Source organism: Pectobacterium versatile (assembly GCF_020166435.1).
In the GTDB taxonomy this organism is placed as follows: domain Bacteria; phylum Pseudomonadota; class Gammaproteobacteria; order Enterobacterales; family Enterobacteriaceae; genus Pectobacterium; species Pectobacterium versatile.
Map to the genome: position 1 here is coordinate 71,768 of NZ_JAINZP010000001.1, position 25,576 is coordinate 97,343.

Annotated in this window: 16 protein-coding genes; 12 read left to right on the forward strand and 4 right to left on the reverse strand. The window is 50.8% G+C overall.

What is annotated here, in order from left to right; translation table 11 throughout:
• From nuoE to elaB, 11 genes are all read left to right on the forward strand, one after another.
• Positions 1-546: an NADH-quinone oxidoreductase subunit NuoE gene (gene nuoE / locus K7X24_RS00330; RefSeq protein WP_103862163.1), complete on the forward strand. Its 546-nt coding sequence runs from the start codon at positions 1-3 to the stop codon at positions 544-546.
• On the forward strand, positions 543-1,892 hold the full coding sequence (gene nuoF / locus K7X24_RS00335) for an NADH-quinone oxidoreductase subunit NuoF (protein ID WP_224552216.1): 1,350 nt from the start codon (positions 543-545) through the stop codon (positions 1,890-1,892). Before nuoE ends, nuoF begins: the two co-directional genes overlap by 4 nt.
• A 187-nt stretch (positions 1,893-2,079) precedes the next feature.
• Positions 2,080-4,806, forward strand: a complete 2,727-nt coding sequence (gene nuoG / locus K7X24_RS00340) for an NADH-quinone oxidoreductase subunit NuoG (RefSeq protein ID WP_224552218.1) — start codon at positions 2,080-2,082, stop codon at positions 4,804-4,806.
• The gene (gene nuoH / locus K7X24_RS00345) at positions 4,803-5,777 is read left to right on the forward strand and encodes an NADH-quinone oxidoreductase subunit NuoH (protein ID WP_010278889.1); all 975 of its coding nucleotides are present in this window, start codon (positions 4,803-4,805) and stop codon (positions 5,775-5,777) included. Before nuoG ends, nuoH begins: the two co-directional genes overlap by 4 nt.
• Before the next feature lie 17 nt (positions 5,778-5,794).
• Entirely contained in the window at positions 5,795-6,337 is a 543-nt protein-coding gene (nuoI, locus tag K7X24_RS00350) for an NADH-quinone oxidoreductase subunit NuoI (RefSeq protein WP_010278884.1), read from the forward strand.
• Between the two features lie 9 nt (positions 6,338-6,346).
• Positions 6,347-6,907 (forward strand): NADH-quinone oxidoreductase subunit J, encoded by a 561-nt coding sequence (gene nuoJ, locus K7X24_RS00355; protein WP_039491528.1) that lies wholly within the window; start codon positions 6,347-6,349, stop codon positions 6,905-6,907.
• Entirely contained in the window at positions 6,904-7,206 is a 303-nt protein-coding gene (gene nuoK / locus K7X24_RS00360; protein ID WP_005969835.1) for an NADH-quinone oxidoreductase subunit NuoK, read from the forward strand. Before nuoJ ends, nuoK begins: the two co-directional genes overlap by 4 nt.
• Positions 7,203-9,050, forward strand: a complete 1,848-nt coding sequence (nuoL, locus tag K7X24_RS00365) for an NADH-quinone oxidoreductase subunit L (RefSeq protein WP_103941011.1) — start codon at positions 7,203-7,205, stop codon at positions 9,048-9,050. Before nuoK ends, nuoL begins: the two co-directional genes overlap by 4 nt.
• A 100-nt stretch (positions 9,051-9,150) precedes the next feature.
• Positions 9,151-10,686: an NADH-quinone oxidoreductase subunit M gene (nuoM, locus tag K7X24_RS00370; RefSeq protein WP_224552220.1), complete on the forward strand. Its 1,536-nt coding sequence runs from the start codon at positions 9,151-9,153 to the stop codon at positions 10,684-10,686.
• Positions 10,687-10,692: 6 nt separating this feature from the next.
• Positions 10,693-12,150: an NADH-quinone oxidoreductase subunit NuoN gene (gene nuoN, locus K7X24_RS00375; RefSeq protein ID WP_010295367.1), complete on the forward strand. Its 1,458-nt coding sequence runs from the start codon at positions 10,693-10,695 to the stop codon at positions 12,148-12,150.
• Between the two features lie 261 nt (positions 12,151-12,411).
• The gene (gene elaB / locus K7X24_RS00380; protein WP_224552222.1) at positions 12,412-12,723 is read left to right on the forward strand and encodes a stress response protein ElaB; all 312 of its coding nucleotides are present in this window, start codon (positions 12,412-12,414) and stop codon (positions 12,721-12,723) included.
• A gap of 148 nt (positions 12,724-12,871) precedes the next feature.
• Here the strand turns inward: elaB and treC are convergent, their stop codons facing one another.
• The 4 genes from treC to K7X24_RS00400 form a co-directional block, all read right to left on the reverse strand.
• Positions 12,872-14,563, reverse strand: coding sequence for an alpha,alpha-phosphotrehalase (treC, locus tag K7X24_RS00385; RefSeq protein ID WP_224552812.1), 1,692 nt, complete (start codon positions 14,561-14,563; stop codon positions 12,872-12,874).
• A gap of 75 nt (positions 14,564-14,638) precedes the next feature.
• The gene (treB, locus tag K7X24_RS00390; protein WP_224552223.1) at positions 14,639-16,057 is read right to left on the reverse strand and encodes a PTS trehalose transporter subunit IIBC; all 1,419 of its coding nucleotides are present in this window, start codon (positions 16,055-16,057) and stop codon (positions 14,639-14,641) included.
• 699 nt (positions 16,058-16,756) lie between these two features.
• On the reverse strand, positions 16,757-17,302 hold the full coding sequence (locus K7X24_RS00395; RefSeq protein ID WP_224552225.1) for a GNAT family N-acetyltransferase: 546 nt from the start codon (positions 17,300-17,302) through the stop codon (positions 16,757-16,759).
• A gap of 30 nt (positions 17,303-17,332) precedes the next feature.
• Positions 17,333-18,229, reverse strand: coding sequence for a PhzF family phenazine biosynthesis protein (locus K7X24_RS00400; protein ID WP_224552227.1), 897 nt, complete (start codon positions 18,227-18,229; stop codon positions 17,333-17,335).
• Positions 18,230-19,884: 1,655 nt separating this feature from the next.
• On the opposite strand from K7X24_RS00400, the gene K7X24_RS00405 reads away from it, so the two are divergent.
• Positions 19,885-25,143: an inverse autotransporter beta domain-containing protein gene (locus tag K7X24_RS00405; protein ID WP_224552229.1), complete on the forward strand. Its 5,259-nt coding sequence runs from the start codon at positions 19,885-19,887 to the stop codon at positions 25,141-25,143.
• Positions 25,144-25,576 lie beyond the last annotated feature (433 nt).

Here is a 25,576-nt window from a genome sequence, read left to right on the forward strand (position 1 = left end):
ATGCATGATCACAACAATCACGATCATATTGACGCACTGGGACAACCTGCTGCCGATTCGCTGACAAAAGACAATGCTTTTGTATTGAGTGACGCCGAACGTGACGCCATTGAGCACGAAAAACATCACTACGAAGATGCACGCGCGGCGTCAATCGAAGCACTGAAAATTGTGCAAAAAGAACGTGGCTGGGTGCCGGATGGCGCTATCCACGCGATTGCCGATCTGCTGGGTATCCCCGCCAGTGACGTGGAAGGCGTGGCAACGTTCTACAGCCAGATTTATCGCCAGCCTGTTGGACGCCACATTATTCGCTATTGCGACAGCGTCGTGTGCCACATCAATGGCTATCAGGGCGTTCAGGCCGCGCTTGAGCGTAAGCTCAGCATCAAACCGGGACAGACAACGTTCGATGGACGTTTCACGCTGTTGCCGACCTGCTGCCTGGGGAACTGTGATAAGGGGCCGTCAATGATGATTGACGATGATACCCACAGCCATGTGACGCCGGAAGGAATTGAATCGTTATTGGAGCAGTATCAATGAGTAAAGACATTGTTCTGACTGCTGAGCAGCATCCTCTGACCTGGCGTTTACGTGCAGACAAACAGCCAGTATGGCTGGATGAATATCGCAGCAAAAACGGCTATGTCGCCGCGCAAAAAGCGTTAACCGGCATGGCACAGGATGAAGTGGTCTCACTGGTTAAAGACGCTGGCCTGAAAGGGCGTGGCGGCGCGGGCTTTTCGACAGGCTTGAAGTGGAGCCTGATGCCGAAAGACGAGAGCATGAACATCCGCTACCTACTGTGTAACGCGGATGAAATGGAGCCTGGCACTTATAAAGACCGCCTGCTGATGGAGCAAGAGCCTCATCTGCTGGTTGAAGGTATGCTGATCAGCGCCTTTGCGCTGAAAGCCTACCGTGGCTACATCTTCCTGCGCGGTGAATACATCGAAGCGGCTGTTCACCTACGTCGCGCAATCGAAGAAGCGAAAGCGGCTGGCCTGTTGGGCAAAAATATTCTGGGTAGCGGGTTCGATTTCGAACTGTTCGTGCATACGGGCGCTGGGCGTTACATCTGCGGTGAAGAAACCGCATTGATTAACTCACTGGAAGGCCGTCGTGCCAACCCACGTTCCAAGCCGCCATTCCCGGCGTCTGCGGGTGTTTGGGGCAAACCGACCTGCGTCAACAACGTGGAAACGCTGTGTAACGTGCCAGCCATTATCGAGCACGGCGCAGCGTGGTATCAGGGGTTGTCTGCGGGTAAAAGTAAAGATGCAGGCACGAAACTGATGGGTTTCTCCGGCCGCGTCAAGAACCCGGGCCTGTGGGAACTGCCGTTCGGTACGACTGCGCGTGAAATTCTGGAAGACTACGCGGGCGGTATGCGCGATGGTCTGAAGCTGAAAGCCTGGCAACCGGGTGGTGCAGGTACGGATTTCCTGACGGAAAGCCATCTCGATCTGCCGATGGATTTTGAGCACATTGCGAAAGCTGGTAGCCGTATGGGGACCGCGCTGGCGATGGCCGTCGATCACGAAATCAATATGGTCTCGCTGACGCGCAATCTCGAAGAATTCTTCTCCCGTGAGTCCTGTGGCTGGTGTACGCCGTGCCGCGATGGTCTGCCGTGGAGCGTGAAGATTCTGCGTGCGCTGGAGAAGGGCGAAGGCCAGCTTGGCGATATCGAAACGCTGGAGCAGCTTTGCCGTTTCCTCGGGCCGGGCAACACCTTCTGTGCGCATGCGCCGGGTGCGGTCGAGCCGCTGCAAAGTGCCATCAAGTATTTCCGGGAAGAATTCGAAGCGGGTATCTCTAAACAGTATTTAGGCAACCTCAAGGCGATTGGCGGTATCCAGCCTAACCTGTTGAAAGAGCGCTGGTAAGCTATCGCTCAACACGTGCGAGATGCAGTGAATGTATCCGCAGGGTGGCGCAAATAAGCCACCCTCATAAACCCAATAGATTTCAAGGCGCAGGTAGCCAACGCATTTGCGACTTGAAAGATGAGGGTATACAGAATTTTTGATTAGCGCTCGTGGTAACACGGGCCATTATGGAAGCATGCTGACTATGGCTACTATTCATGTAGACGGCAAAGAGTATGAAGTAAACGGAGCAGACAACCTTCTGGAAGCTTGCCTGACTCTGGGACTTGATATTCCTTACTTTTGCTGGCACCCCGCGCTCGGGAGCGTCGGATCCTGCCGCCTCTGTGCGGTAAAACAGTACCAAAACGCGGAAGACACCCGCGGTCGTCTGGTGATGTCTTGTATGACACCAGCAACCGAAGGAACGTTCATCGCGATTGAAGATGAAGAAGCGAAACTATTCCGTAAGACGATAGTTGAGTTTCTGATGACCAACCACCCGCACGATTGTCCGGTGTGCGAGGAAGGCGGTAACTGTCATTTGCAGGATATGACGGTTATGACGGGGCAGAACTTCCGTCGCTATCGCTTTACCAAGCGTACCCACCGCAATCAGGATCTCGGGCCGTTCATTTCTCATGAGATGAACCGCTGTATCGCGTGCTATCGCTGCGTACGTTACTACAAAGATTATGCGGATGGTAAAGATCTCGGCGTTTACGGTGCACATGACAACGTCTACTTCGGTCGTCCGGAAGATGGCACGCTGGAAAGCGAGTTCTCCGGTAACCTGGTTGAAGTGTGTCCGACCGGTGTCTTCACCGATAAAACGCACTCTGAGCGCTACAACCGTAAATGGGATATGCAGTTTGCACCGAGCGTCTGCCAACAGTGCAGCATCGGCTGTAATACCAGCCCCGGTGAACGCTACGGCGAACTGCGTCGTATCGAAAACCGTTTCAACGGTAGCGTAAACCACTATTTCCTGTGTGACCGCGGCCGTTTTGGTTACGGCTATGTCAACCAGAAAGATCGTCCGAATCAGCCGTTGCAACGTCGCGGTAATGACTGGATCGCGCTGAATGCCGATCAGGCATTGCAAGGTGCGGCGGATGTGCTGCGTCAGGCGAAGAAAACGATCGGTATCGGTTCTCCGCGTGCCAGCGTTGAAAGCAACTTCGCCTTGCGTGAGCTGGTGGGTGCAGAAAACTTCTACACGGGTATCGCGCAGGAAGAACAAAATCGCCTGCAACTGATCCTGAAAGTGCTGCGCGAAAGCGGTGTGAGAACGCCAGCGCTGCGTGAGATCGAAGGCTACGATGCGGTTCTGATTCTGGGTGAAGACTTGACGCAGACCGGTGCACGTATCGCACTGGCCGTTCGTCAGGCCGTTAAAGGCAAAGCCCGTGAAATGGCGGCAGCGCAGAAAGTGGCTGACTGGCAGATTGCGGCGATCATGAACATTGGTCAGCATGCCAAGCACCCGCTGTTTGTCACCAACGTCGACAACACCCGTCTGGACGACATCGCTGCATGGAACTACCGTGCGCCAGTTGCCGATCAGGCACGTCTTGGTTTCGCTATTGCACACGGTCTGGATAGCAGCGCACCGGCAGTTACCGATCTGGCTGCGGGCCTCGATCAGAAAGTCGATATCATCGTACAGGCGCTGGCTGGTGCGAAAAAACCACTTATCATCTCCGGCACCAATTCAGGTAGCGAGGAAGTGATCTCCGCTGCGGCAAACGTTGCCAAAGCGCTGAAGAATCGCGGTTCTGACGTCGGTATTACCTTTGTTGCACCTGCTGCTAACAGCATCGGGTTGTCAATCATGGGTGGCGGTTCGTTGGATGATGCGCTGGCGCAGTTGGAAAACGGTGACGCTGACAGCGTGGTGGTTCTGGAGAACGATCTCTACCGTCATGCTCCAATCGCTCGCGTTGACGCGGCGCTGGAAAAAGCTGAGAACCTGATTGTGGTTGACCATCAGCGTACTCGCATCATGGATAAGGCCAGCATCATTCTGTCTGCCGCCAGCTTTGCTGAAAGCGACGGTACGTTGGTGAATCAGGAAGGCCGCGCTCAGCGTTTCTTCCAGGTTTATGACCCAACGTACTACAACGACAAGATTGTGATGCTGGAAAGCTGGCGCTGGCTGCACTCGCTGTATATCACCTATAACAGCCGTCAGGTTGACTGGACGCAGTTGGATAACGTGATTGATGCGTGTGTTGCTGCTCTGCCGCAACTAGCTGCAATCAAAGATGCCGCACCGGACGCTTCGTTCCGTATTCGTGGTCAGAAACTGTCACGTTCACCGATTCGCTCCAGCGGTCGTACGGCGATGCGTGCCAATATCAGCGTGCATGAACCGCGTCAGCCCGTCGATAAAGACACCATGTTTGCCTTCTCAATGGAAGGGAATAACAGCCCGACAGCCAATCGTCAGCAGATTCCGTTTGCCTGGGCGCCAGGTTGGAACTCACCGCAAGCCTGGAACAAATTCCAGGACGAAGTGGGTGGACATTTGCTTCATGGCGATCCCGGTGTGCGTATGATCGAAGCTGGCGAAGGTTCACTGGCGTATTTCGACAACATTCCTGCGGCTTTCGTCCCACAAGCGGGTCAATGGCGCGTTGCGCCGTATTATCACCTGTTTGGTAGTGATGAAATGTCACAGCGTTCTGACGTGATTCAGCAGCGTATGCCAGAGCCTTATGTGATGGTGAACCCGGTTGATGCGGCAACGCTGGGCGTGAACGCCGGTACGTTGCTGGAGTTGACCTGTGCAGGGCAAACGCTACGTCTGCCACTGCGCTTAAGTGCGGCATTGAGTCAGGGACAGGTTGGTTTACCGCTGGGCTTACCGGGTATTGCGCCGGTGCTGGCGGGTGCAACCGTTGAAAATCTGCGGGAGGCCGCACAATGAGTTGGTTAACACCGGAATTAATCGAAATTCTGATCTCCGTCGGAAAAGCGATCGTGATTCTGCTGGTTGTGGTGACCTGTGGCGCATTCATGAGTATGGGTGAACGTCGACTGCTCGGCCTCTTCCAGGGACGTTATGGACCGAACCGAGTAGGTTGGGGCGGTTCATTGCAGCTTGTCGCTGACATGATCAAAATGTTCTTCAAAGAAGACTGGGTGCCGAATTTCACCGATAAGGTGATCTTCACGCTGGCACCGATGATCGCGTTTACGTCAATGCTGATTGCCTTTGCGATTGTGCCGATCACGCCAACCTGGGGTGTCGCCGATCTGAACATCGGTATCCTGTTCTTCCTGATGATGGCGGGTTTGGCCGTTTACGCGGTGCTGTTTGCCGGCTGGGCGAGTAATAACAAATACTCGCTGCTGGGTGCGGTACGTGCTTCTGCTCAGACCGTGAGCTACGAAGTGTTCATTGGCCTGTCGTTGATGGGGGTTGTCGCGCAGGCGGGCTCATTCAACATGCGTGACATCGTCGATTCTCAGGAACACCTGTGGAACGTTATCCCGCAGTTCTTCGGCTTTATTACGTTTGCCATTGCAGGTGTGGCGGTGTGTCACCGTCACCCGTTTGACCAGCCTGAAGCTGAACAGGAACTGGCAGATGGTTACCATATTGAATACTCCGGTATGAAATTCGGTCTGTTCTTTGTCGGGGAATATATCGGGATCGTGACTGTTTCCGCGCTGATGGTGACCTTATTCTTCGGTGGCTGGCATGGTCCAATCTTGCCTCCGTTTGTCTGGTTTGCGCTGAAAACAGGCTTTTTCATGATGATGTTCATCCTGATTCGTGCTTCTTTACCCCGTCCGCGTTATGACCAGGTGATGTCTTTCGGTTGGAAAGTCTGTCTCCCGATAACGCTTTTGAATCTGCTGGCGACAGCGGCCGTCATTTTGTACAACGCTTAAGAAGGGGTGAATAAACCATGACATTGAAAGAGTTAGTGGTTGGTTTCGGCACCCAGATACGCAGTATCTGTATGGTGGGATCGAATGCTTTTAAGAAGCGCGAAACCAGAATGTATCCAGAAGAGCCTGTGAATCCACCGCCGCGCTACCGTGGTCGTATCGTGCTGACGCGCGATCCAGATGGTGAGGAGCGTTGCGTTGCCTGCAACCTGTGTGCTGTGGCCTGTCCGGTAGGCTGTATCTCATTGCAGAAAGCGGAAACCAAAGATGGTCGCTGGTATCCCGAGTTCTTCCGCGTCAACTTCTCGCGCTGCATCTTCTGTGGCTTCTGTGAAGAAGCCTGCCCGACAACCGCGATCCAACTGACGCCTGATTTCGAGATGGGCGACTACAAACGTCAGGATCTGGTGTACGAGAAAGAAGATTTGCTGATATCGGGGCCGGGTAAATATCCGGAATACAATTTCTACCGGATGGCTGGTATGGCAATCGATGGGAAAGACAAAGGCGAAGCTGAAAACGAAGCCAAACCCATTGATGTCAAAGGCCTGTTGCCCTAAGGAGCTAGCATGGAATTCGCTTTTTATACCACAGGCTTGATTGCGATACTGGCGACACTGCGCGTCATTACGCATACCAATCCTGTGCATGCATTGTTGTATATGGTCACCTCGCTCATGGCGATTGCGGGCGTCTTTTTCTCGCTGGGGGCTAATTTTGCTGGCGCACTGAGCATCATCGTGTATGCGGGTGCCATCATGGTGCTGTTTGTGTTCGTGGTCATGATGCTCAACCTCGGTAATTCCGTAGAAGAACAAGAGCGGAATTGGCTGAAACCCAGCGTCTGGATCGGTCCGAGCATTCTTTCACTGGCGTTACTGGCGATTGTCGTCAATGCCATCCTTAGCCTGAAAGAACAGGGAATCACGGGTACGCCTGTTGAGGCGAAAGCCGTAGGTATCAGTCTGTTTGGGCCTTATGTTCTGGCCGTTGAATTAGCGTCAATGCTGCTGCTGGCGGGATTGGTTGTCGCTTTCCACATTGGTCGTGAAGATAAACGTGGTGACGTTGTCAGTAAAGAAGGCGCGAACCAGGACGTTGAGAAAAAAATAACGGGGGAACGCGCATGATTCCGTTACAACATGGGTTAATTTTAGCCGCTATCCTGTTTGTTCTGGGGCTGACTGGTCTGTTGATTCGTCGTAACCTGCTGTTTATGTTGATTAGTCTTGAAATTATGATCAACGCTGCTGCGCTGGCCTTTGTCGTCGCAGGCAGTTACTGGCAGCAGCCGGATGGTCAGGTGATGTACATTCTGGCGATTACGCTGGCAGCGGCTGAGGCCAGTATTGGCCTGGCATTGTTGCTGCAAATGTATCGTCGTCGTCAGACCCTGAATATTGATACAGTCAGTGAGATGCGCGGATGAACTTACTCTATTTAACAATACTCTTCCCGCTGCTCGGCTTTCTGTTGCTGGCATTTTCCCGCGGTCGCTGGTCTGAAAATACGTCCGCGACTGTCGGTGTTGGCTCGATTGGTCTGGCAGCGTTGGTTACCGCTTGGGTTGTGGCTGATTTCATGGGTCAACAGCACGGCGGCGTGACCTTCTTTAATCAACATCTGTGGACATGGATGGCCGTCGGCAACTTCGACATCAGCGTCACGCTGACGCTTGATGGCCTTTCGGTGACGATGCTGTCCGTTGTAACGGGTGTCGGCTTCTTTATCCACCTGTTTGCCTCCTGGTACATGCGTGGGGAAGAGGGATATTCCCGCTTCTTCGCCTACACCAACCTGTTCATCGCGAGTATGGTCGTTCTGGTACTGGCAGATAACCTGTTGTTGATGTACCTCGGTTGGGAAGGGGTAGGGCTGTGCAGTTACCTGCTGATTGGTTTCTACTACACCAATCCGAAGAACGGCGCGGCGGCGATGAAAGCTTTCATCGTTACGCGTGTGGGTGACGTCTTCCTCGCCTTTGCGCTGTTCATCCTTTACAAAGAGCTGGGTACGCTTAACTTCCGCGAGCTGATGGTATTGGCACCGCAGAAACTGGCTGAAGGTTCACCGGAAATCACTTGGGCTACGCTGATGTTGCTGGGTGGTGCGGTCGGTAAATCGGCACAGTTGCCGCTGCAAACCTGGCTGGCGGATGCGATGGCTGGTCCAACACCGGTATCTGCACTGATCCACGCCGCCACGATGGTTACCGCGGGTGTTTACCTGATTGCGCGTACTAACGGCCTGTTCCTGATGGCCCCGGATGTTCTGCATCTGGTAGGGATTGTGGGTGCAGTCACGCTGGTGCTGGCGGGTTTTGCCGCTCTGGTACAAACCGACATCAAGCGCGTCTTGGCTTACTCTACTATGAGCCAGATTGGTTACATGTTCCTGGCGCTGGGAGTCCAGGCATGGGATGCCGCGATTTTCCACCTGATGACGCACGCGTTCTTTAAAGCGCTGTTGTTCCTCTCTTCTGGTTCGGTGATTCTGGCCTGCCACCACGAGCAGAACATCTTCAAGATGGGCGGCCTGCGTAAAACGATTCCGCTGGTTTATGTCTGCTTCCTGGTCGGGGGCGCGGCGCTGGCTGCACTGCCGCTGGTTACCGCAGGCTTCTTCAGTAAAGACGAGATTCTGGCTGGCGCATGGGCAAATGGTCACGTCAATCTGATGGTGGCTGGCTTGGCCGGTGCTTTCATGACCTCGCTGTATACGTTCCGTATGATTTTCATCGTGTTCCACGGTGAAGAGAAAACCAAAGCGCATGCAGGAAAAGGCATTTCTCACCACTTACCGCTGGTTGTGCTGATGATTCTGTCCACCTTTATTGGTGCGATGATTGTTCCGCCGTTGCACGGTGTATTGCCGGCGACGACTGAGCTTGAACACGGTCAGTTGATGACGCTGGAAATTACCTCTGGCGTGGTGGCGATTGCTGGTATTCTGCTTGCCGCTGTGCTGTGGCTGGGTAAACGTCAGGCGGTGAATAGCATCGCGAAGAGTGCTCCAGGTCGTTTCTTCTCGACCTGGTGGTTCCACGCGTGGGGCTTCGACTGGTTGTACGACCATGTCTTTGTTAAACCGTATCTGGCTATCGCGAAGCTGTTGCAGCGTGATCCGTTAAATGCATTGATGACGCTTCCGGCTACGGTCACCCGCTGGGGTAACCGTGGGCTAGCGCTCAGTGCGAATGGTCAGTTGCGCTGGTACGTTGCTTCTATGGGCTTTGGTGCCGTACTGGTGCTGGCCTTGTTACTGCTGGTCTAAGGCAGTATCCGGTAACGTATAAAAGGTAGGGCATTCCGCAGATAGGGATGCCCGCCACGGCAAGTTTTCAGATTTCTTTAATTTAGGGACACAAAACGCCATGCTACTACCTTGGCTAATTCTTCTCCCCTTTATCGGCGGTCTACTGTGCTGGCAGTTAGAGCGTTTTGGTACGAAAGTACCGCGCTGGATAGCGTTGATTGCAATGGGGCTGACTCTCGCACTGTCTCTGCAACTGTGGTTGCAAGGCGGTTATTCGCTGACCGCACCAACAGGCGTACCACAATGGCAATCCGAGTTTTATGTGCCATGGATCCCGCGCTTCGGCATCGGTATTCATCTTGCGCTGGACGGCCTGTCACTGCTGATGGTGGTGCTGACGGGGTTGCTGGGCGTGTTGGCAATCCTCTGTTCCTGGAATGAAATTCAGCGCTATCAGGGCTTCTTCCACCTGAACCTGCTGTGGATTCTGGGCGGCGTTATCGGCGTGTTCCTTGCCATCGACATGTTCCTGTTCTTCTTCTTCTGGGAAATGATGCTGGTACCGATGTACTTCCTGATTGCGCTGTGGGGGCATAAAGGCTCCGACGGTAAAACCAGAATTACGGCGGCAACCAAGTTCTTCATCTATACCCAGTCAAGCGGCCTGATCATGTTGATCGCGATTCTGGCGCTGGTTTTTGTGCATCACAATGCCACCGGCGTTTGGACGTTCAACTATGAAGACCTGCTGAAGACGCCGATGTCATACGGTGTTGAATATCTGTTGATGCTGGGCTTCTTCATCGCGTTTGCTGTAAAAATGCCTGTCGTGCCGTTGCACGGTTGGCTGCCAGATGCACACAGCCAGGCGCCAACTGCGGGTTCTGTTGACCTGGCAGGGATCCTGTTGAAAACGGCGGCCTATGGTCTGCTGCGTTTCAGCCTGCCGCTGTTTCCGAACGCCTCCCATGCCTTTGCACCGATTGCCATGTGGCTGGGTGTGATTGGTATCTTCTACGGTGCCTGGCTGGCGTTCAAACAGACGGATATCAAACGTCTGATTGCTTACACCTCTGTGTCCCATATGGGCTTCGTGATGATTGCCATCTATTCCGGTAATCAACTGGCTTATCAGGGCGCGGTGATTCAGATGATTGCGCACGGCTTGTCCGCTGCGGGTCTGTTCATTCTGTGTGGTCAACTGTACGAACGTCTGCATACCCGTGACATGCGTGAAATGGGTGGCCTGTGGTCGCGTCTGAAGTTCCTGCCTGCGCTGTCTCTGTTCTTTGCTGTGGCAACCTTGGGGATGCCGGGCACAGGTAACTTTGTCGGCGAATTCATGATTCTGTTCGGCAACTATCAGGTTGTGCCGGTGATTACGGTGATCTCAACCTTCGGTCTGGTATTTGCGTCGGTCTACTCACTGATCATGATTCAGCGTGCTTATTACGGTACGCCTAAATCTGATGAACCATTGAAGAGTATGTCGCTCCGCGAATTGTCTATCGTGATGCTGTTGGTGGTATTACTGGTGTTGTTAGGGGTTTACCCGCAACCGATTCTGGATACCTCCAGTGCCGCGATGTCAAATATCCAGCAGTGGTTTATGTCGTCTGCTCCAGATTCAATTATTTCAACAACAAGGCCGTAATTCGCCATGACAATAACTCTTCAACAACTAATTGCGCTATCGCCGCTGTTGATCGTCGGATTGACGGTAGTGGTTGTGATGCTGTGCATTGCGTGGCGACGCAACCATTTTGTCAACGCAACCATGACGGTTATCGGCCTGAATATTGCGTTGCTGTCACTGTACTTTGTCGGCCAGGTTGGCCCAACGGACGTGACGCCGCTGCTGCGTGTTGATGGCTTCTCGATGTTCTATACCGGACTGGTTCTGCTTGCCAGTCTGGCAACCAGCACGTTTGCCTACCCGTGGCTGCAAGGCTACCCAGACAATCGTGATGAGTTCTACCTGCTGGTTCTCATTGCCGCGTTGGGTGGGATTCTGCTGTCGAGCGCCAACCATCTGGCTTCGCTGTTCATCGGGATCGAACTGCTTTCTCTCCCGCTGTTTGGTCTGGTCGGCTATGCCTTCCGCCTGAAACGTTCGCTGGAAGCCAGTATTAAATACATGCTGCTGTCGGCAGCCGCGTCTTCCTTCCTGCTGTTTGGTATGGCGCTGATTTATGCTGAATCAGGCGATATGAGCTTCGCCAGCCTCGGCAAGAGCCTAAGCGATCACCAAATCCATGAGCCGCTGTTGCTGGCAGGCCTGGGGATGATGATTGTCGGTCTGGGCTTCAAGCTGTCTCTGGTTCCGTTCCAGCTGTGGACGCCTGATGTGTATCAGGGTGCGCCTGCACCGGTGTCTACGTTTCTGGCGACGGCTGGTAAAATTGCCGTTTTCGGTGCAGTCATGCGTTTGTTCCTGTACGCGCCGATGGCTGACAGCGAATCCGTCAGAATCGTGCTGGGTGTCATCGCGTTCGCGTCGATCCTGTTCGGTAACGTGATGGCGGTATCGCAAACCAACATTAAACGTCTGCTCGGTTACTCTTCTATCGCACACTTGGGCTATTTGCTGGTTGCCCTGATCGCGGTTCAGAGCCATCAACTGGCGCTGGAAACCGTCGGTGTTTATCTGGTGGGTTACCTGTTCAGCAGCCTGGGCGCGTTCGGTGTGGTTAGCCTGATGTCTAGCCCGTACCGTGGCCCGGATGCCGATTCACTGTTCTCTTACCGTGGTTTGTTCTGGCATAAACCAATCCTGTCTGCGGTGATGACGGTGATGATGCTGTCGCTGGCGGGCATCCCGATGACGCTGGGCTTCTTCGGCAAATTCTATGTGCTGGCGGTCGGTGTTAATGCTGAACTGTGGTGGCTGACTGGTGCGGTCGTGCTGGGTAGTGCCATTGGTCTGTACTACTATCTGCGTGTGATGGTGAGTTTGTTCCTGAATGCGCCGCAGGTGTTGCAGCGTGATACGCCAAACAACTGGGCTTTAACTGCGGGTGGTGTGGTCGTGCTGATCTCCTCCATCGCCGTACTGTTCTTTGGTTTGTATCCGCAGCCGCTTATCTCTCTGGTGCAATTGGCGCAGCCAATGATGTAACCGCTGACGAGAGTCTGCTTGAGTAATGAAGCGCCGTTGATGAGAATCAACGGCGTTTTTTTATGGCGAGCTTCCTGCTCGCCACCCTTCGGGCCGTCGCAAGCGACGTTGAAAAACGCTCCCTGCGTTTTTTTATGGAAGCAAAATACGTTTTAGGAATGATCTGGTCTGTTGAAGCCGTAGGAACGGCACAATATTGTCTATAGTTAAGAAGGCAACGATTTATAACTAATGACTTTTCATAACAGAAGGGAGCACTTTATGGCAGCGACCAAAAAACAGCCTGAAGAAATTCGTGTTGATGATGATTTAAAACTTCTGTCTGAAATGCTGGATGAGGTATTGCGCCATACGGGCGATCAGGCAGACCAAGCCTACCTTGATTTGAAGAAGGGTGCGGAAAAAGCGCTGCTGGAAGTCAAAGCCCGCATTGGTGTGACTGACAGCTATTATGCGCGCGCCAAGCAGGTGGCTGACAAAGCCGATGTTTATGTGCATGACAAACCCTGGCACGGTATCGGTATTGGTGCCACAGTCGGTCTGGTGTTGGGATTGCTGCTGGCTAAGCGCTAGTTCCTTCCACACTGAGTCAAAATCGCTCTATCGCTCAGTAACGATGAGCAGGATAGGGCGGATTTCCGAGTAAATCATGTCATCCGAATGGATTGTGTGAAACACCTGACAATGTAGCGGGGTTACCCGCTACATCTCACGATATCCTCTAGCCCTGAATCTTATCCTCTTTCTCTGGCATTCCTTGTACCCAATAGATAGCTTCAAACGGGCGTAGCGCCAGTATGGCGGGCTGAGGCTGTGCATCAGAGTAATTACTGAATAACAGTCTCCAGCTGCGGTCATGGGTATCAATCGGAGGCTGCCAGCGCTGAGTCTGTTTGCTGAGATTTGCCAGAACCAGAAGCCGCTGTCCCTCCCAGAGACGCTGATAGCACCAGACGTTAGGGTGATCGGGCAGCAAATCCTGATAGTCTCCATACGTCAACAGCGGAAGCGCTTTACGCATAGCAATAAGCTGCTGGTAGGTATAGAAAACGGAGTCTTTATCCGCCAGCGCCTGTGCCGCGTTGATGTGGGTGAAATTCTTGCATGGCGCAATCCACGGCGTACCACTCGTAAATCCAGCATGCTTGCTGGTATCCCATTGCATCGGCGTACGGCCATTATCGCGTGACTTGCTGGCGAGGATTGCTAAGGTTTGTGTATCTGGCTGGCCGCGATCGCGTTGTTCAGCAAATTGATTCAGGCTTTCAATATCGCGGTATTGTTCAATCTGTGTATAGCCGGGATTGGTCATACCCAGTTCCTCGCCCTGATAGATATAGGGCGTGCCCTGCATACCGTGAAGCACCATCGCCAGCATCTTGGCGGACTGCACACGGAATTCGCCTTCGTCACCAAAGCGTGACACGATGCGCGGCTGATCGTGATTACACCAGAACAACGCACTCCAGGCGTGATTGTGCATCCCCTGCTGCCAGTGATTAAAAATCTGCTTGAGCTGGATAAAATCAGGTTCCGCCATCGTCCATTTTTCCCCATTGGGGTAATCGACTTTCAGATGATGGAAATTGAACGTCATGGAGAATTCGCTGCCGTCCAGCGCGGCGTAACGGCGGCAGTGCTCCAGCGAGGTTGATGACATCTCACCGACGGTCATCAAGCCACGGGGCTGAAAAACATCCTGACTGAATTCCTGCAAGTAATCATGAATCAGGGGGCCATCGGTATAGAAACGACGTCCATCGCCCTGAGCATCAGATGGGAAGTCTTGCTGCTTGGAGACCAGATTGATGACGTCCAGCCGCAGCCCGTCCACGCCTTTATCCGCCCAAAATTCACACACCTGTTTTAATTCATCCCGTACGCGTGGGTGTTCCCAATTCAGATCGGCCTGTTCGGTGGCAAAAAGGTGCAGATAATATTGTTTGCTTTCCGCGTGCCACTGCCAGGCTGGCCCACCAAATTTTGAACGCCAGTTATTGGGCAGTGCACCGTCATTACCATCGCGCCAGATATAAAAATGACGGTACGGGCTGCGGCGATCCTGTGCGTTCTGAAACCAGTGGTGTTGCGTAGAGGTGTGGTTGAACACCATGTCCATCACGACACGGATACGGCGCTGATGCGCTTCCGCGATCAACGTTTCCATATCGGCCATGGTGCCATAGGCTGGATCGATGGCGCAGTAGTCGGCGACGTCATAGCCGTTGTCAACCTGAGGAGAGAGGTAAACTGGTGTCAGCCAGATCGCATCGACGCCCAGCTGTTGCAGGTAATCGAGTCGGGCGGTGATGCCAGCGATGTCGCCAATGCCATTGCCAGTACTGTCCTGAAAGCTCTTCGGGTAGATTTGATAAATCACGCCGTTTTGCCACCAGGGAAGCGAGGCGTTCATGGTCATGAGGTCGCTCCTTTATTACAGTGGGCCGTGCAAGCACGGCCTGAATGAGACAATAATTATATGCCACCGCTATGTAGGATCGAGTGTGCCATTGCGGGTTTTGCGTTTATAGACCAGCGATGTCAATACAATCGGAATGACGGTGGCAACCAGCGTGGCAAGGGCGAAGATTCCCCAAAACTGTGGCTTGATGGAGAGAATACCCGGTAGCCCACCTACGCCGATGCCATTTGCCGTTACGCCGTACAGCCCGCAGATGAGTGCAGCCGCAGCGGAGCCGATCATGGCGCACAGCATCGGAAAGCGGTATTTGAGGTTGATACCGTACATGGCGGGTTCGGTCACGCCAAGAAAGGCGGAAATCGCCGCAGGGACAGAAATTTCGCGTTCGTTGGTTTTCCGGCTGACGAGAATCACCCCGACGACGGCAGCCGCCTGTGCAATGTTGGACAGTGCGATGAGCGGCCAGACGGGGGTGCCGCCCATGCTTTGAATCATCTGCATATCAATCGCTAACGTTGTTTGGTGCACGCCCGTGATGACCAGCGGCGCATACAGGAACCCAAACAGTGCGGCGCCAACGGGAGCGAAGCTGCCTGTCATCACCGCCTTAACGGCCCAGGCGACGCCATCGCCAATCATACGACCAAAGGGACCAATCAACGTGTGTGCCAGGAAAACGGCCAGAATGAGCGAGGTTACGGGCACGACCACCAGATAGAGGTAATCTGGCACAATTTTTTTCAGCCGCGTTTCGATCAGGGCCAGCGCCATCCCAGCCAATACGGACGGAATGACCTGTGCCTGATAGCCTATCTTCTCGATCGTGAACCAGCCGAAATTCCACACTTCAGGCGTTTGTTGGCCGATAAGATAGGCGTTCATTAACTGTGGCGATACCAGCGTGATACCGAGCACGATGCCGAGGATGGGCGTGCCGCCCATTTTTCGTACGGTTGACCAGCAGACTGCAACGGGAAGATAGAAGAAGATGGCTTCGCCCAGCAGCCAGAGGAAATCGTAGATGGTTTGCCAGGTCGGGTAGAGCTGTACCAGCGTTTGCCCGTCGCGCATCGGAATATCGCCAATCACGTTACGGGCGCCGAGGATCAAGCCCCCGCTGATGAGCGCGGGAAGCAGCGGAAAAAAGATCTCGGCAAAATGTGAAATGCTGCGTTCAAACCAACTCATGTTCTGGCGAGCGGCGACTTTGGCTTCTTCTTTATTAATCTCGCCTTTTCCCGTGGTGGCGAGCAGCGCTTTGTAATACTCATCCACGTTGGTGCCGATCACGACCTGAAATTGTCCGGCGTTCGTAAAACACCCTTTAACAATACGCAGCTCTTCAATGTTCTTGGGATGGGCTTTGGATGAGTCGTGCAAGACGAAGCGGAGACGAGTAATGCAGTGCGTGACCGCCGCGATGTTCTCACGCCCGCCGACCAGTTCGATCAGACGGTCAATATCCTGTTGTTTAACTTTACTCATAGTCATGTCCTTTTTATACCCGTCATACTTCAAGCTGCTTGTGTGTTGGCTGCCCTTACTCACCCCAGTCACTTACCTGTGTAAGCTCCTGAGGATTCGCTCGGTTGCCGCCTTCACGCAACTCGAATTATTTAGGGTATATCTTTTAGCGCAGACGTCGGGGACGCGAAGCAAGTACAGCTAGAGAAAAGCATAGTCTGTTAACGGTGGTTTTGCCGTGAAAGGAAAACGTATTGAGCTGTTTTTAAAAGAGAATGTTCAGGCATGCGGTGTGCTGCACAAATCTGCGACGTGTGGGTAGACAAAAAGGAAAGGAGGATGAACAGAGCGTGAGAGAGGATGAAAAAACAAAAGCCGCCTGTAGGAGGCGGCTTCAGAGATTGTTTATATCACAATCAGAACGGGCTGATGATTGACCCAATACGTTCACAGTAACTGACATAAACATCTCCCATTCTTTTAAAGAATTTGCTGATTTTGCGCATCATTTTCATTATCAGGCTCCTCTAACGGGTTAATTAAGTGTGATGTTCATCACGTTTTTAATGGTAGCGAAGATGAAATTGGATTTCAACATTTTTGTGATGTTAGTCACAAAAATATAACGATATGGCAAAGGGAATACGTCGTGAAGAGCACGAATCTGATGCGCAGCCGGGAGGTCAGCGCATCAGGCGATGGAAGGTATACGGGGTAATATCAGGCAGGATAGCGATAAATATTGTGATCGAACCATTGCTCGCCAATCTGCTCGGCGTCTTTTTCCGTATGGTGAAAGCGGAAGCCAAGCCGTTGAGCGACAGCGTTGCTACGCGTGTTGGCGGTTGAGGCTCTGATGACGCAGCGATCAACGAGGCTCGCATCGGTATAGGCCGTTATCAGCGTGCTGACGGCCTGAGAAACGATGCCTTTGCCTTCAAATGCTTCGGCGATCCAATAGCCGATGACGCCTTCTTTATCCTGAATCGTGTTGAAGGAGACGATGCCAGCCAGCGCGTCGTCCCAGCGGATAAGATACACGGCGGCTAATTTGGCGAGGAATGCTTCTCTGTTGGCGCGAATGGTTTCACGTGTGTCATCGACGGTTTTAACAGAATCCGGCCAGGGTAAAGTACGCCGCAGACGCTCTTTACCCTGCTGAATCAGGGTAAAGAGCGCATCAGCATCGCTTTCTTCCTGAATCGTTAGGCACAGATGGGGCTGATGACGCAATGCATACAGTGCATCTGTAAATGACGCTGCCATAAAACCCCTCCTTATCCCTGCAACGTACCGTCATCCCTGCAACGTACCGTCAACGATCGTGACGCTGTGCCCGCCGATCCACGGTTCATCGTTCAGGTAAGTGACGGTAATCTGGCCATCGCGCTGTAGCATAGTGCCCTGTCGCGCAAGGTAGCTAAGTGGTGCGGTGACGTTATTCGTCGAATGCTGCTGGCGAAGCAGCGCAGCCAGACAGGCATTGGCGCTGCCAGTAACCGGATCTTCCTTGAGATGGCCGCGTTCGATGTAGAACGCGCGAACTTCATAATCGGCTTGCGTTGCGCCATCGTGCGGGCCATAGACAGCGATGCCGTTGGTCTGGCTGAGATTTTGTACGGCTGAGAGTGCTTCTGCATCCGGTATCATGTTCAGGCAGGTGTCGGCGCTGTCTACGCGAATCACGAGCCAGCGAATGCCCATGTGTACCGCGGTGGGCGGGTAGCGGGTATCGATAGCGGCACGATCAAAACCAGTAATGTCCAGCGTTTTTTCCAGCAGTGGCAGGTGTTCATCGTCAAATGGAACGATGGTGGCCTGAGGCGCGTGAAAAGCGAGGCTCTCATCCTCACCGATGTTGATCGGCACGAGGCCAATGCCACACTGTTGCACCAACTGGCCCGGAGATTTAGGACGCAATCCTTCTTCCAGCAGGGCATGTGCGGTGCCTAGCGTAGGGTGTCCGGCAAAGGGCAGCTCCGATTCTGGCGTAAAAATGCGGACGTGGTAATCCGCTAAAGGATCGGTGGCTGGCAGGACAAACGTGGTTTCTGACAGGTTTGTCCAGCGAGCGATCTCCTGCATTTGCGCATCGGTTAATCCCTTCGCCTCCATAATGACGGCAAGCGGATTGCCCTTGAAAGGCTGCTGGGTGAAAACGTCAACCTGTTTGAAACGACGTACTATAGGCATCGCATTTCTCTCCTGTATGCGCTATCGCTTAGATATTATTCAAAACTAACCGCGATTCTATCACGCACTTGTGGCATAGTGCGTGTCAAGTCACATTCCGACTCGAGTATAAATGCTGTGCTAAGTATCAACAATATCGCCATGCGGTCTCATGCATAATAATTTACTTTATCCTTGTCTGTGTCTATTAATCATAGATACGGTATAAAATATACCTTCACACCATAGCCTTCTTATTTAAGAATTGAATTGCTTCGCCTGCTTTTTTTAGGTGTGATTTGCTTCAGTATTTTTACTGAAAGCATGTAGAGCCGGGAAAAAATCACTCTTTCAGCTATTAATTATTTGGCCCACATCCTATTTGTAGTGATTTAATTATTAATATTTACGCGAAGGTTTTTTTATTTTATTTTTTGTACAGGTAAAATAGTATAAATATTTTCTCGGTTTCCCTGGTTGAAATAATGATAATGTTTGCAAATTTTTATTTGCAACTGCTTTTTAGCCTTTTTTAAGTGGTGTAAGATATTCCAGTAACCAGGTCACTACGTAAATTACAAGGAAGAAAATATAACCTATGTAATTTTTCGTTCCATTGAATATCGATCTCAAATAGTTCGATGATTTTCTACACTCAGACTGGTATTGTATTTTGCTGTGAAATTAATATCAACATTAATTGCATCAACTCAGTTGAAAGTCAAAAACATGATATTACTCGATGCTCCGTAGAAGATTGCCTGGCAACTCATTAACAATCATGACTAATATTACTACCCGCTGGTATCTAAATGTTTTATCAAAAAACGCTATTCCTATTCGCTTGTATATTCATATGCAAATGGTTAATAAAATTCTCATTTTGTGGCTTTAGAGTTATTTTAACTTAAAAATCAATTATTTAAACAAAAATAACAATGTATTTAACGGAGCGGAAATTTTCTGTCAATAGTTTGAATCTATCATGTTTTTTATTCCTCGCTTTTGACCATCATATTTTTTTGTGTATACTTCGGCCGAATAGGAAATTAAGTGGTGTAAAATTATATTTAGGGCGTAAGTTAATGTGGCGATGTGTTAGTTATTCCAAGCTATTTTTTATTCTTCGTGAGGTGGTGTTCTTTGGGAGGATAAAACTATATCTTCTCTTTAACAGGGTGATTTATATTTTAAGAAATGTGCTGCCCGTTATTGGTGCTAGAGTTAATGGGGTGTAATAACCTTATTTTATCAATTACTAATGAATCTGTACTGTATGGGTTTCTTGTTTAAATATCTCTTTCGAATGAGGGAGGATATAACTTTATTTTTATGTAGTACTGACTTTATTTCTCTTGTGGAACACTTTTTTTGTAAAGAAAGGGCATCTTTGCGGTGTTTTAATGCTGTATGGGAATTTAATTCATTGTTAGGAGTATGACAACTTTTCAATATAAAAGATAATTAATGATTAGAACGCATTCAAATCAATCCGCACTTAATCAATCCGTACTTTATGGATTGAGGTACGCCGCCATATATACATACGTAAAAAGAGTGTCTAAAAAACTGCATTTTCACCGACTCGAGTTATCGATTTATTAAAGACCTTACTTATTATTAATTATGTTCAGATCTGGCCGATTATAGCTGGTCAGTCTTTCTAGGAGTTTTTTGTGAAGGACAGATTTAAACACACCCATTTTGTACCGCTTCATCTTAAATTACTTGCTTGGATGAATATCGGTATCCAAGTTTCTTTTCCGATCGTAGCGGCATTTACCCCAGCTATTGCTGGGGCAGGAGGTCACGACCGCTTCCTGCAGAATCAGGCGCAGACTGCGCTGCAGACTCGGGTATACATCTTGGGTGAAGGGGAAACGGCTTCTACCATTGCAAAGAAGTACCATATAACTCTGGATGCACTGCGCAAGCTGAACCAGTTTCGCACTTTTTCCCAGGATTTTGATCATCTGCAGCAGGGTGATGAGCTGGATGTCCCTGTTGCTCCATTGCCTGAAGTTCGGTGGGATGATGCGTCACTGACAGAAGAGCAGGGCAATGATACGCATGCTCATAAAGTAGCCGGTTATGCTGCGCAGGCGGGGGGAACACTGGCAAACGGTGCGGGTAGTGATGCAATGGCATCAATGGCACAAGGCATAGTCTCAAAGGCTGCCAGCGATGAAATTCAACAGTGGCTTAGCCGTTTCGGGACCGCACGAGTACAACTGGATACGGATAAAAATTTCTCTCTGAAGAACTCACAACTGGACTTGCTTGTCCCTTTGTACGAACAAAAGGACAGACTTGTCTTCAGCCAAGGTAGTATTCACCGGACTGAGGGACGGACCCAGTCAAATTTGGGTGGGGGATACCGTTGGTTTGCCGATGATTGGATGCTGGGTGCAAATACTTTTCTCGACTATGATCTTTCTCGGGACCATTCTCGCCTAGGGCTGGGAGGGGAATATTGGCGTAATTTTCTTAAACTGGGCGCCAATATCTATTATCGCCTGACAGGCTGGAAAACGTCGCCGGAGCTGAAAGACTACGAGGAGCGTCCGGCAAACGGCTGGGATGTCAGGATGCAGGCTTGGGTGCCTTCTCTGCCACAGTTGGGTGGCAAGCTGATGTATGAGCAGTACTACGGGGATGAGGTGGGCCTTTTCGGTCAGGACAGCCGACAGAGGAACCCGCATGCTATCACGGCTGGCGTAAATTACACTCCGGTTCCGCTACTGACATTTGGTGCAGAGCAGCGTCAGGGGCAGTCAGGTAAAAGCGACACGCGTTTCAGTATGGACATGAATTACCAGCTAGGCGTACCTTGGCAGCAGCAGGTCAATCCAGACTCGGTGGCGATCATGCGCAGCTTGGCCGGTAGTCGATATGACCTAGTGGAGCGTAACAACAATATCGTTCTGGAATACCGCAAGAAAAAAGATGTGATCCTCCTGAGGACGGCCGATCTGGTGACGGGTTACGCGGGTGAGCAGAAGCCACTCGACGTATCAGTAACTAGCAAGCACGGTATGGAACGTATCGACTGGTCAGCTCCATCTCTCATTGCTGCAGGAGGCAAAATCGTGCAGGACGGTAGCGATTGGCATGTAGTCGTGCCGGAACATCGTTCTGTCAGAGAGGGAGGCAACAGCTATACGGTGAGTGGTGTGGCAGTCGACAAAAAAGGGAACGTGTCTGACCGCGCCGATACCCTGATCATTGTCACTCAAGCCGCATTTGATACGAACACTAGTTCACTCTCGCCTTCGTCAGCCTCACAGCCTGCTAATGGTGTTTCACAACAGAAATTTGTGCTGAAGGTGAATGATAAAGAAGGGCGCCCAGTTGATATTGCTGAAAATGAAATCAGCGTTGTGAGCACATCTAAGCTGCGCGGTAACATCAATGCCACTGTATCTGCATTCACCCGACTCGCTGCGGGCGAATATGAGATGACAGTAACGGCAGGCACTGTGCCTGAATCATTCACATTAACACCATCAGCTCGGAACACGCAATTTGCGTCAGCCGATGTAATTCTGACTGCAGATAATGCCACCGCACGGGTTGATACGCTGGAGGTCATTGAGGACAACGCCATTGCTGACGGTAAATCAAAGAACCGTTTCCGAGCAACCGTTATTGACGCCCATAATAATCCTGTATCTGGCCAGTCTATCAGGCTGAAAGCTGACAAGGGTGCCACTGTTGCGGAATCAAGCATCACTGAAGCTGATGGCACAGTCATTGTTCCGGTTACATCACAACAGGCTGGTGATACAACGGTTACAGCCAATATTCACGACAGAGATGAAAAGACGCTGACGTTAACTTTTCATCCTGATCAGAACACTATGAGGGTAGAACAGAATAATTTAAGTATTCTCCCTGAAGTCTCTTTGGCTGACGGTAAGACACCAAAAAGTGTGACAGCCAAGGTTACCGATGCAAAGGGTAACGCCGTCCCAGACGTGCTGGTCACATTTAGTACAGATAGCGGTGCTACGCTTGCTGAGAAAACAGTAAAAACAGATGCGCAAGGAGTTGTTACCACCACCCTTGTCAGTACCATTGCAGGCTCCTCACGTGTGATGGCCAGCATCAATAGCTTGACCACCACAAAAGACACCACTTTCATCGGTAACAATGCGACCGCCATCGTGAGTTCCGTCAGTACTGATACGGCTTCTGGTGTTGCTGATGGGGTAACAGCTGTGACATTCAGGGCGCAGATTAAAGACCTCAACGGTAACCTTCTTTCCGGTATCCCAGTGGATTGGAAATCCGATAAGAACAGCAGCATTGTATCCTTTAATCATGCCCAGACTCTGACCTCTAAGGAGGGGATAGCAGAAGTGGCCGTGACCAGTACCCGTGCATACAGTGACGTAGTGGTGACAGCATTTACGAACGCATCGTCAGCGTCAGCCTCTCCGTTTATGTTCAGCGCAGGTGATGTGGATGAAAACCGCTCAGAGCTGGTGCTCTCTCCGTCGGTCATTGTTGCAGGGAAAGAGACAGCCACACTTAGGCTGACGTTACGTGATAGTAAAGGCAACCTACTCACTGGAAAAACGGTCAGCGGCATCAGCGACAACCGCGATGTAAAGGTTGGTGAAAGTCAGCAAAACAGCAATACACAAGGCCGCTATATTATGGTGGTGAGCAGTGACAAGGCAGGCACCGCCACGCTGTCAGTTAAGGTAGATGGTCAAACGTTGAATATGAGCCGGATTCTGACAGTGAAAGGAGATAAAGATCGCTGGAAACTGTCCTCTATCGTGTCAGATACAGCCAGTCTGACTGCGGGTGATGAGAAAGGCGTCACATACCATGCTACGGTTACGGATGCACAAGGGAATTTACTGAATAATGTGGTGGTTTCTTGGCAGCTTAGCGGTCAGGCGGAAAGCTATGAACCCACTTCACGTACGAATGAAAAGGGCGTAGCGACTACAACGGTGAGAAGTAATACCGCTGGGCTGCTTCAGATGACAGCATATCTTGATGCGGATAATTATGCTCAGGCAGATGGCGTCACTGTTGTGGCGGGGGAGATTAAAAACACCTCCTTTGATGCGGATAAAACCAATATTGGCTCTGACGGTAAGGATACCGTAACGCTGACAGCCAGCTTGGAAGACAGCTATGGCAACCCAGTTACGGGTAAAATATTGATAATAGAGGGCGCTGATTCCCTAGCAGGCTTTAAGCTCAGTGCTGTTCAGGATCAGCAAAACGGACGCTACGTGGCGACTGGGACCGCGACAACAAAAGGGAAGGTCACTCTCAATGCTAAGGTTGACGGTAAAAAGGTGGGGAATTCCGTTACCGTTACTGTGGGGGCCATCACACCTGATTTAAGGTTTGATAATGCAGAGCAACCTGTGACCTGGACGAGAAGTTTCACTGCCTCGCAGGTCGTTAGGGATATGCCTGAAGATGTGGAACAGAAATGGTCGAGTTCAGACAGTCGTATCGCCACTGTTGATGGGAATGGGAGAGTCACTCTTCTGAAAGCAGGTTCGGCCAGGATTTCTGTCTATACACCGGGGAATGAACAATACAACCAGGCAATGGCGTCATATACGCTGAATATATCCAGAGCCGACCCAGGACTGAAAGCCGGAACAGGTGATCCCATTACTGCCATATGGGCTGATGGTAGGGAACGAAACATTACCGCCAACTATACCAACAGCGATGTGCTGGATGGGCTGACGGCCGTATACACGACTAAAAATACAGCAATTGTCACTGTGGATAACGTCGGCAAGCTGACCGCAGTAAAACCAGGTGCCGCGACCGTAACTGTCAGTACGCCGGAAACGGATCAGTTCCTTGCCGCTTCAGCAGATGTCACATACGTTCTGAACAAAGCGACAGCAGATGTGAGTTTCAATACGACCACTGTGAAAACCACAGACGAAGAAGCTTTCACTCTACAGAGTCCGGTTACGTCGCTGACTCCGCAAGCCAGCATTAAATGGATGTCCAGCAATACAAACGTGGTTAGCGTATCCGGTTCAGGAACCATTGAGGGGAATGTTGGCAAAGGGCAAACCCGACTGACGTTAACAGTACTTGCTAATGACTATTATAATGCCAGCTCTGGCTACTACGATGTCATGGTGTATACGAAGCCATCCATTAGTCTGGGTGATGTCTCTTACATAAGTAAAGGAAGCAAAGGTAGCTCAGGTACATGGACGCCCGTCTTTACCGATGATTCGCTTTCTGTTACATGGAGTGCTGATGTCTCTGATGAATTCAGTAAGCCGGAGAGTGTGACCGTTTATATTCTGGATAGTGATGGAAATAAACTTGCCAGCATAGTAGAGCCGTCGCCATCGGGGAGTAAAACCACGACGGTGAACCCAAATTCTTCATTTTGGGATAAAAAGATACATGTGGCACTGATTGCTAAAGGGTACGGGAAACTTGAAACGACTAAGCCGTCTTCAGATATTTCCGTCAAGAACCTTGAACCAAATAAAATATGGACGACATTCACCGTTCGATCGCAAATTGAAACCATGACCTCTAAGGGAAAAGATGATGCATGCCAATCATCTATCCTTGGTCGAGACCACTGGAATAATGCAGTCGTCACTGGGGACAAAATCAGTTTTGGGGGTAAAACGTTAATTTCTCCAATGTCGGTGAGAGCTCGTGTTAATGCAAGCCAGAATGGTTCGCTTTCCTCGGACGCATATTTTCCAACTAGTCATAATGCGGTGAGAACAAATCAAAATATCAATTTTGGAACTACTCGAATCGCACAGAATTGCTGGAGAGACCATACTGGTAGATATAACATTGACGTTATTGTTGATTATAATGGGAAGAGTTACCAATATTCGGGGATGGGTTATGGGTGGGGAGGGAACGGAGATGGAATGTATGTGGATAGAATAGATAATTTTTGATTGCTGATGAATTTGAGTTATTTTGAAAAATTCACGAGGTAATCAATAATATTCTAACAAAAACCCTCTCAGGTATTGAGAGGGTTATGTTCCATGTAAATTTATGAAAATTTTAGCTCTCCGACACTGGCAGGAAAACCCTACAATATCGCTTTTCCAAGTTGATGTTACCGTTATGCTGGATATGGTTTATATGAAGAGTATAAGGTTTTTTTTCTGTGGTTCTCTATGGGCTTTTATTTCTTTAGATAAAAATCATCCATTTAGGATATTTAAACTGCGTTGTTGAAGAATTCAGTGTATTTTTTCTATTTTGTTATTGCTTGGTCGTTTCTTCTGCCATTTCAGTCTGTCTTCGCAGGCTATCAGCCATTTCCTAGCGTTTGCTTGAAAAACGAACACAACTGTAGGCGATCCCGTTGCTTCGTTGTGG